The organism is Streptomyces sp. SID11385 (assembly GCF_010548245.1).
Lineage (GTDB): Bacteria > Actinomycetota > Actinomycetes > Streptomycetales > Streptomycetaceae > Streptomyces.
The window spans coordinates 1-9,930 of record NZ_JAAGLR010001093.1; the positions used below are offsets into that span (position 1 = coordinate 1).

Here is a 9,930-nt window from a genome sequence, read left to right on the forward strand (position 1 = left end):
CTCGTCGCATCCTGGGGCTGGAGTCGGTCCCAAGGGTTGGGCTGTTCGCCCATTAAAGCGGTACGCGAGCTGGGTTTAGAACGTCGTGAGACAGTTCGGTCCCTATCCGCTGTGCGCGTAGGAATATTGAGAAGGGCTGTCCCTAGTACGAGAGGACCGGGACGGACGAACCTCTGGTGTGCCAGTTGTTCTGCCAAGGGCATGGCTGGTTGGCTACGTTCGGGAGGGATAACCGCTGAAAGCATCTAAGCGGGAAGCCTGCTTCGAGATGAGTGTTCCCACCTCCTTTGAGAGGGTAAGGCTCCCAGTAGACGACTGGGTTGATAGGCCGGATATGGAAGCCCTGTGAGGGGTGGAGTTGACCGGTACTAATAGGCCGAGGGCTTGTCCTCAGTTGCTCGCGTCCACTGTGTTGGTTCTGAAACCACGAACAATCACACACTGCCCCCGCATATGATGTGCGGTGTGGCGGGGTGGTTGCTGGTTTTATAGTGTTTCGGTGGTCATAGCGCGTGGGAAACGCCCGGTTACATTCCGAACCCGGAAGCTAAGCTGCGTAGCGCCGATGGTACTGCAAGGGGGACCTTGTGGGAGAGTAGGACGCCGCCGAACAAATATTGAAAGGGTGCCCCGAGTCCTCGGACTCGGGGCACCCTTTTTTGCTTTCCCAGCGTTTCTCTCCACTTCGCGTCGTGTTCATGTCGACGGGCAACCATCCAGTCATGGACACCGCGAGATTGCTGCGAGCCGCAGGTATCGGAAGCGGGGACGAGGTCGTCATATCCGCGTTCGACGGCCCCGCGATCGCCGAGACCGTTCTCGGTCTGGGCGCGCGCCCCGTCTTCGCCGACATCGACCCGTACACCTACAACCTGGACCCGGCCCACGTGGCGAGCGTGCTGGGGCCGGGCACGGCGGCCGTGGTCGTCGGGCACCGGTTCGGGGGCCCCGCGCCGCTCGGGGCCGTCAGGGAACTCGGCGAGCGGCACGGCCTGCTCGTACTGGAGCACCACGAGGCGGGGGCCGAGCGGGCAGTGCCGGCGGCCCGGGCGGAAGGGGCTCGGTACCTCGACGCGCGCTTGCGCGGCGTCGTGCCGCCGCGCGGCGGGGCGGAGCACAGGTACCTGCGCTACGTCGCGCGCGTGCCCGGGAACGGCCGGCCCGACCGGGACGCCTTTGTGCGCGCCGCCCGAGCCAAGGGAATCGACTGCCGCATCCCGGTGCCGACCCCGCTGCACCGCCTGCCGGGATACCGGCGGGACGTCTACCTGCCCGCCACCGAGGACGCCGTGGCGGAAACCCTCGCCCTGCCCCTCGGCGACGGCCTGCGCAAGCGGGAACTCCAGCGCCTCGTCGCGGTCTGCAACGCGCTCGGCGGCTTCGTGCGCCTGCCCGTACTGAGTTGAGAGCCCGTACCGAGCCGATAAGCGGGCGGAACGCGTGGTGCGGGGCGGGTGCGGAATCGGGGTATGATTTCGTTCGTCGCCACGCGCCGGAGCGCGTGCGGGACAGGCCCCAATAGCTCAGTCGGCAGAGCGTCTCCATGGTAAGGAGAAGGTCAACGGTTCGATTCCGTTTTGGGGCTCAGTCAAAGCAACGAAGCATGAGAAAGGCCCCCGCCCGATGGCGGGGGCCTTTCTCGTACGTCCCGGTCAGTCCTGGTGAATTCCCGGCAGCCGCATCGCGAGAATCGCCATGTCGTCGGACGGGGCGTCCGCCGCGAAATTCGCGACGGCGCGCATGACACGCGCCGCGACCGCGCCCGCCGTCAGACCGGTGCAGCCCTTGAGGACCTCGGCGAGGCCGTCGTCGCCGAGCATGCGGGTCCCCTCGCGGCGCTCGGTGATGCCGTCCGTGACGCACAGGAGGACGTCGCCGGGGTCGAGGGTGACCGACTCCTCGTACAACTCCAGGTCGTCCATCACGCCCAGCAGCGGCTGCGGCTCCGCGGCCGGGCTCACCGTGCCGTCCTGGTGCAGACGCAGCGGCAGCGGGTGACCCGCGCACACGACCTTCAGCAGCGCGCTGCCGTCCTCGCGAGGATGCAGCTCGCCGTAGAGCAGCGTGAGGAAGCGGCTCCGGGCGCCCTCGTCGAGGATCGCCGCGTTGAGACGCTCCAGGACCGCCGGGCCCGGCAGGTTCTCGCGGGCCAGCAGGCGCAGCGCGTGCCGGGCGAGGCCCGTGACGGCGGCGGCCTCCGGGCCCGTACCGCAGACGTCGCCGATCGCGAAGCCGTAGACACCCTCGCGGATCGGGAAGAGGTCGTAGAAGTCGCCACCGACCTCGTTGCCCTCACCCGCCGCGCGGTAGATGACCTCCACCTCGACGTTCGGGACCTTGGGCAGCGGCTCCGGCGGCAGCAGGGAGCGCTGGAGCGACTGGCTGATCGCGTTGCGCTCCGAGTACAGGCGGGCGTTGTCGAGAGCGAGCGCGGCCCGGCGCGAGAGGTCCTCGGCGAGTTCGAGGATCTCCTGCCGGAAGTGCTCGTCGGCCGGCTTGCCGAGCGTCAGCATCCCGATGACGCGGTTGCGCGCCACGAGCGGCAGGACGACCGTCTCGCCGCCCACCGCCGCGGCCGTCGCGAGGGTGTCGCCGATGCCCGAGCCGACGAGGGTCAGCTCGCCGGGGTCGAGGCTGCGCATCGAGTCGCGCAGCGCCGCCTGGTGCGCCGCCTCGGCGGGCTCCGTCCACACGCGCGGACCCGGCGTCGTCACCGGCTCGGGCGGCGCGACGCGGGTCAGGAGCGCCTTCAGGCCGTCGATGCGGTCCTCGTCCTCGTGCAGGACGTACGAGAGGTACGGCTCCGAGGCCGGATCGGCGATCGTGTAGACCGCGCACCACGTCGCGACGTTCGGCACCGTCATCTGCGCCATGAGCGCGAGCGTCTGGTCCCTGTCCAGCGTGCCCGCGAGGAGATCGGACGCCTCCACGAGGAACGAGAGCGAGCCGCGACGCAGCTTCTCCAGCTCGCCCAGGCGCGCCGACTCGACGGCGAGCGCGATGCGGTCGGCGGCGAACTGGAGACGCAGCGCCTCCTCGTTGGTGAACCGCTCCGGAGCCTCGGCCGCGACGCCGAGCGAGCCGGTCAGCCGGCCCTCGACCTTGAGCGGCACCGTCACCACGGAGCGCATCCCCGTGCCGTCCAGGAGCGGCACCGCGCCCGGCACGTCCTTGAGGTCCTCGTGCACGGCCGGCATCCGCGCCGAGCCGTAGCGCCCGACGCCCGCCTCGACCTGGACGCGGGCGAAGCGCTGGCGCGCCGAGGGCAGGCCCGTCGAGGCACGTACCTCCAGCTCCGTCTCGTCGTCCGTGGCGAGCAGGAGGAAGGCGGCGTCGCCTTCGAGCATGTCCCGCGCCCGTTCCACGGTGCGCTGGAGGAGGCCGTCGAGGTCCTCGGGCGGCGGGGTGCCGATGAAGGTCTCGAACGCGTCGGGCGCCGTCGCCTCGCCGCGGCCCGCGCCGTCCTTGCGGGTGGGGCGCAGCGGGGCCTGGAGGACGGCGCGCTCGTCGTCGTGGACGAGGAGGCAGACCGTGGACGGGGCGCCGTCGGCGTCGCGTACGCGCAGGTGGGAGGCGTAGACCGGGATGACGCGGCCCGAGGCCGAGCGGAGCCCGTAGCTGCCCTCCCAGCGCGACAGGCGCAGCGCCTCGGCGACGCCCGTGCCGGTGCCGGGGGTGTGCGGCCAGGCGGCGAGGTCGGTGAGGGGTTTGCCGACGACCTGCGCGGCGGTGTAGCCGAACATCTCCTCCGCGTCCTCGTTCCACGCCGAGACGGTCTCCTCGGCGTCGAGCTGGACGACGGCGACGTGGACGTGGCCGGCGGCGAGCGGGAGCAGCTCGTCCGGCAGGAGCGGGCCCGCGCTGCGGGTGCCGACCGGGCGCGCGGGCAGGTCGAGGCGGAACCAGACCGTCTTGTGGGTCGAGGAGTACTCGACACCCCAGCGGGCCGCGAGCGCCGCGCAGAGCTGGAGGCCGCGGCCGCCCTCGCGCTCGGGGTCGGTCAGGACGTACGGGGCCGCGCGCACCGGGACCTCGCGGTCCGGGTAGCGGTCGGCGACCTCGACGCGTACCCCGTCCTCCTCGCGCAGGCACAGCACCTCGGCGCTCGTGCCCGCGTGCACGACGGCGTTGGTGACCAGTTCGCTGGTGAGGACCGTCGCGTCGTCGACGAGGTCGGTGAAGCCCCAGCCCTGGAGGGTGTCGCGGACGAAGGCGCGGGCCGTCGCGACGGAGCGTCCCTCGGGGGCGAAGGTGGCGGACGCCCGAGCGGTCACAGCACTCCCTGTCACGAATTCGGCGTTCTCTGTGGTGGCGCGCGGCGCCGCGACGTGGGGGGCCGCGGTTCTCGCCCGGTCCTCGCCCGTCCGCCGTGCGGGGGCGTCGTCCGCCCCGGGGCGAGAATCCGGGGTGTCCTCCCCGGCGTAACCCAGTCCCATCCTCGGCCGCCCCTTTGTTGCCGTGGTGCCGCGCGGATGCCGTTGTGCCGCGCGGCATGTTCGTGCCACCGTGCCCTCGCCGCGGACCGGTGGACCGGCGGGAGGGACAGTTCAGGCCCAGGTTACTTACCATCCGGGGTCCGGTGGATGCCGGTTCGCTGTGTTTCCGCCCCGAAGAGTGTCGCCGGGGCCCGAAGCTGCCGAACTGTTATGGCCTGCGGGGGGCGGGGTGAAACACTTGGGGGAGCCTTACGGAATGGACGGGCCCCGCCGCCGCGCGGTCCGGCACGAGCACGAGGTCGAAGCCCACGGGAGGGACCACGGTGGAGTCTGGCGCAGCGACGCGACGTACCCGTACGCGCGCGGAGAGCGGACAGCAGTCGCCCCGGAGCGAGCCGTCCCGCAGCGGCCGGGGCCGGGGCAGGGGGACGACCGAGGTCGACACGACCTCGCTCAACCGGCTCCTCGCCGCTCTGGAGGCGATGCGGGACGGGAACTTCCGCAAGCGGCTCACGGTCTCGGGCGACGGGATCATGGCCGAGATCGCGGCCGTCTTCAACGAGGTCGCGGACCGTAATCTGCACCTCACGGGTGAGCTGTCGCGGGTGCGGCGCGTGGTCGGGCGTGAGGGAAAACTCACGGAGCGCCTGGAGACCGGCGTGCTCGAAGGCGCCTGGGCGACGGCGGTGACCGCGTCCAACGCCCTCGTCGACGAGCTGGCGCGGCCCGTCTCCGAGGTCGGCCGGGTGCTCTCCGCGGTCGCCGACGGTGATCTCGAACAGCGCATGGAGCTGCGCGGGCAGACCCCGGAGGGGACCTGGCACCCGCTGCGCGGCGAGTTCCTCAAGGTGGGCCGCACGGTCAACAACCTCGTCGACATGCTCTCGACCTTCACCGACGAGGTGACGCGGGTCGCGAGCGAGGTCGGCACCGAGGGCAAGCTCGGCGGGCAGGCGAAGGTACGGGGCATGTCGGGGTCCTGGAAGGACCTCACCGACTCCGTCAACACGATGGCGTACCGCCTCACCGCCCAGGTCCGCGACATCGCGACGGTGACGACGGCGGTCGCCGCGGGCGATCTCTCGCGCAAGGTGACGGTGCACGTCGAGGGCGAGATGCTGGAGCTGAAGAACACTGTCAACACGATGGTGGACCAGCTCTCGGGCTTCTCGCAGGAGGTCACCCGCGTCGCGCGCGAGGTGGGTACCGAGGGCGAACTCGGCGGGCAGGCGCGGGTGCCCGGCGTGGCCGGGGTGTGGAAGGACCTCACCGATTCGGTGAACCTCATGGCGGGGAACCTGACCGCCCAGGTGCGCGGCATCGCCGATGTCACGACGGCGGTCGCCAACGGGGACCTGTCGCGCAAGGTCGAGGTGAGCGCGCGCGGCGAGATCGCGCAACTCGCGCAGACGATCAACCAGATGACGCAGACGCTGCGCACCTTCGCCGACGAGGTGACACGGGTGGCGCGCGAGGTCGGCTTCGACGGGCAGCTCGGCGGCCAGGCGAACGTGCCGGGCGCCGCGGGGACGTGGAAGGACCTCACGGACTCGGTCAACACCGTCTTCCGCAACCTGACGACGCAGGTGCGCGACATCGCGACGGTGACGACGGCGGTCGCGAGCGGTGACCTCTCGCAGAAGGTCACGGTCGCGGTGGCCGGCGAGATGCTGGAGCTCAAGAACACCGTCAACACCATGGTCGACCAGCTCCAGTCCTTCGGCTCCGAGGTGACCCGGGTCGCCCGCGAGGTCGGCGTCGAGGGGCAGTTGGGCGGTCAGGCGAACGTGCCGGGCGCGGCGGGTACGTGGAAGGACCTGACCGACTCCGTCAACACGGCCTTCCGCAACCTCACCGGGCAGGTGCGCAACATTGCGCAGGTGACGACCGCGGTGGCCAGCGGTGACCTCTCGCAGAAGGTCACGGTGGACGTCTCCGGCGAGATGCTCCAGCTCAAGAACACCGTGAACACGATGGTCGACCAACTGTCGTCGTTCGCCGAGCAGGTCACCAGGATGGCGCGCGACGTGGGCACCGAGGGCCGCCTCGGCGGCCAGGCGCGGGTCGACGGCGTGCTCGGTACGTGGCGTGAACTGACCGATTCGGTCAACTCGATGGCGTCCAACCTGACCTCGCAGGTGCGGCAGATCGCGGATGTGACGACGGCCGTCGCGCGCGGTGACCTCTCGCAGAAGATCGACGTGGACGCGCGCGGCGAGATCCTGGAGCTCAAGAACACCATCAACACGATGGTCGACCAGCTCTCCGCCTTCGCCGAGCAGGTGACCCGCGTCGCGCTCGAAGTGGGCACGGAGGGGCAGCTCGGCGGTCAGGCGCAGGTGCCGGGCGTCGCCGGGGTCTGGCGGGAACTGACCGACTCGGTGAACGGGATGGCCGGGAATCTGACCGATCAGGTGCGCAACATCGCGGGGGTCGCGACGGCCGTCGCGCGCGGCGATCTCTCGCAGAAGATCACGGTCGACGCGCGGGGCGAGATCCTGGAGCTGAAGAACACGCTCAACACGATGGTCGACCAGCTCTCGAACTTCGCGGAGCAGGTCACCCTCGTCGCCCAGGAGGTCGGCACCGAGGGCCGGCTCGGGGGGCAGGCGGAGGTCCAGGGCGTCTCGGGCACGTGGAAGGACCTCACGCAGTCCGTCAACGGCATGGCGAACAACCTGACGCTCCAGGTGCGCAACATCGCCGAGGTGACGACGGCGGTGGCGCGCGGCGACCTGTCGAAGAAGATCACCGTGGACGCGAAGGGCGAGATCCTCGAACTCGTCACGACCGTCAACACCATGGTCGACCAGCTCTCCGCCTTCGCGGACGAGGTGACCCGCGTGGCCCGCGACGTGGGCACCGAGGGGAACCTGGGCGGTCAGGCGCGGGTGCCCGGCGTGACGGGCATCTGGAAGGACCTGAGCGACAACGTCAACATCATGGCGAACAACCTCACCTCGCAGGTGCGCGGCATCTCGCAGGTCGCGACGGCGGTCGCCAACGGCGACCTGACCAAGAAGGTCACCGTCGAGGCGCGCGGCGAGGTCGCCCAGCTCGCCGACACCGTGAACATCATGGTCACGACGCTCTCCGCCTTCGCCGAGCAGGTGACCCGCGTCGCGCGCGAGGTGGGCACGGACGGCATCCTGGGCGGCCAGGCGCGCGTGCCGGGTGTCTCGGGGACGTGGAAGGACCTCACCGAGTCGGTGAACTCGATGGCGTCCAACCTGACGGGGCAGGTCCGCAACATCGCGATGGTCACGACGGCCATCGCCAAGGGCGACCTGACGAAGAAGATCGACATCGACGCGCGCGGCGAGATCCTGGAGCTGAAGACGACCATCAACACGATGGTCGACCAGCTCTCCAGCTTCGCCGAGCAGGTCACCCGCGTCGCCCGCGAGGTGGGCACCGAGGGCATCCTCGGCGGCCAGGCGCAGGTCCGCGACGTGGACGGTACGTGGCGGGAGCTGACCGACTCCGTCAACGAGATGGCCTTCAACCTGACCGACCAGGTACGGGGCATGGCCTCGGTCGCGACGGCGGTGACCCGCGGCGACCTCAACGTCTCGGCCAAGACGCAGGCGTCGGGCGAGATGCTGCGCCTCCAGGACACGATCAACACGATGATCGGCAACCTGCGGGACACCACGCTCGCCAACGAGGAGCAGGGCTGGCTCAAGGGCAACCTCGCCCGGATCTCCGGGCTGCTCCAGGGCCGCCGCGACCTCACCGACGTCGCGCAGCTCATCATGAGCGAGCTGACGCCGGTCGTGACCGCGCAGCACGGGGCGTTCTTCCTCGCCGAGCCGCTGGAGGAGGGCGTGGAGGTCACGGACGTCGACGACGAGGCGTACCAGTTGCGGCTCATCGGCTCGTACAACTACGCGGCCGGGATGATGCCGACGGCCTTCCACCCCGGCGAGACCCTCGTCGGCACGGCGGCGCGCGAGAAGCGCATCCTGACCGTGAACGAGGTCCCTGCCGACTACATCAAGATCTCCTCGGGGCTCGGGCAGGCGACGCCCGCGCAGGTCGTGGTGCTGCCGCTGCTCTTCGACGGCAAGGTGCTCGGCGTCATCGAACTCGCGACGTTCGCGCAGTTCACGAAGATCCAGCGGGACTTCCTCGCGCAGATCGCCGAGGTGATCGCGACGAGCGTCAACACGATCAGCGTCAACTCCAAGACCACCGTGCTGCTCGCCGAGTCCCGCGAGCTGACGGCGCAGCTCAAGGACCGCTCGGCGGAACTGGAGCAGCGGCAGAAGGCGCTTCAGGAGTCCAACGCGGAGCTGGAGGAGAAGGCGGCGCTCCTCGTCCGGCAGAACAGCGACATCGAGGTCAAGAACGGCGAGATCGAGAACGCGCGGCAGGTCCTGGAGGAGCGGGCCGAGCAGCTCGCGGTCTCGATGCGCTACAAGTCCGAGTTCCTCGCGAACATGTCGCACGAGTTGCGCACCCCGCTCAACTCGCTGCTGATCCTCGCGAAGCTGCTCGCGGACAACGCGGAGCGCAACCTCTCGCACAAGCAGGTCGAGTTCGCCGAGACGATCTACGGGGCCGGTTCGGACCTGCTCCAGCTCATCAACGACATCCTCGACCTGTCCAAGGTCGAGGCGGGCAAGATGGAGGTCTCGCCGACGCGGATCGCGCTCGTCCAGCTCGTCGACTACGTCGAGGCGACGTTCCGGCCGATGACGGTCGAGAAGAACCTCGACTTCTCGGTACGCGTCTCGCCGGAGCTGCCGGCGACGCTGCACACCGACGAGCAGCGCCTCCTCCAGGTGCTGCGCAACCTGCTCTCGAACGCGGTGAAGTTCACGGGCAGCGGGGCGGTCGAGCTGATCATCCGCCCGGCGGGCGCCGAGGTGCCGGACGCGATCCGGGAGCAGTTGCTCGAAGCGGGCTCGCTGACCGAGCCGGACGGCAAGATGATCGCCTTCTCGGTCACGGACACCGGGATCGGTATCGCCGAGGGCAAGATGCGCGTCATCTTCGAGGCGTTCAAGCAGGCGGACGGCACGACGAGCCGCAAGTACGGCGGTACGGGCCTCGGGCTCTCGATCAGCCGGGAGATCGCGCGACTGCTCGGCGGCGAGATCGACGCGCAGAGCCAGCCGGGACGCGGCTCGACGTTCACGCTCTACCTGCCGCTGCACCCCGGCGACGTCCCGGCGCAGGGCGGCATGACGGACCTCGCGCCCGCCGTCGAGACGGGCGACCGCTTCGTACCGGGCGAGCGGCCGATGACGCCGACGCTCACGGGCGGCGCCCTCACGCCTGTGCGCGACAACCGCAACGGTCCCGCCGAGAAGTTCCGCCGCCGCCGCAAGGCGATGCAGGCGGAGGAGCTGCGGCGCAAGCGGGAGGAGAAGCGGGCGCGCGGCGAGACGGAGGACGGCGCGCGCGCGGGCGACGGCGGGGAGGCCGCCGGGGCTTCCGGCGCCACCGGTACGGATGCCGGCGCGACCGGCGACGCGGGCGCCGAGGG

Annotated in this window: 3 protein-coding genes, 1 tRNA gene and 2 rRNA genes; 5 read left to right on the forward strand and 1 reads right to left on the reverse strand. The window is 70.3% G+C overall.

All coding sequences use genetic code 11. The features are described 5' to 3' along the window. From G3I42_RS33540 to G3I42_RS33555, 4 genes are all read left to right on the forward strand, one after another. Positions 1 to 392: ribosomal RNA gene (locus G3I42_RS33540) — 23S ribosomal RNA — on the forward strand; the annotation flags it as partial. Between the two features lie 103 nt (positions 393 to 495). After that, positions 496 to 612: ribosomal RNA gene (gene rrf, locus G3I42_RS33545) — 5S ribosomal RNA — on the forward strand. Positions 613 to 722: 110 nt separating this feature from the next. Continuing rightward, the gene (locus G3I42_RS33550) at positions 723 to 1,406 is read left to right on the forward strand and encodes a DegT/DnrJ/EryC1/StrS family aminotransferase (protein ID WP_164291444.1); all 684 of its coding nucleotides are present in this window, start codon (positions 723 to 725) and stop codon (positions 1,404 to 1,406) included. Positions 1,407 to 1,512: 106 nt separating this feature from the next. Continuing rightward, positions 1,513 to 1,585 (forward strand) — tRNA-Thr (locus tag G3I42_RS33555). A gap of 67 nt (positions 1,586 to 1,652) precedes the next feature. Here the strand turns inward: G3I42_RS33555 and G3I42_RS33560 are convergent. Beyond that, positions 1,653 to 4,436 (reverse strand): SpoIIE family protein phosphatase, encoded by a 2,784-nt coding sequence (locus G3I42_RS33560; RefSeq protein WP_164291445.1) that lies wholly within the window; start codon positions 4,434 to 4,436, stop codon positions 1,653 to 1,655. A gap of 323 nt (positions 4,437 to 4,759) precedes the next feature. Here G3I42_RS33560 and G3I42_RS33565 point away from each other — a divergent pair. Continuing rightward, the coding region (locus G3I42_RS33565; protein ID WP_343244737.1) for a HAMP domain-containing protein at positions 4,760 to 9,930 on the forward strand (5,171 nt) is incomplete at its 3' end.

What these genes read in the sequence shown, in the direction of transcription:
- G3I42_RS33550 (WP_164291444.1), top strand. Translation starts at nt 723, where the DNA reads ATGGACACCGCGAGATTGCTGCGAGCCGCAGGTATCGGAAGCGGGGAC.
- G3I42_RS33560 (WP_164291445.1), bottom strand. Translation starts at nt 4,436, where the DNA reads ATGGGACTGGGTTACGCCGGGGAGGACACCCCGGATTCTCGCCCCGGG.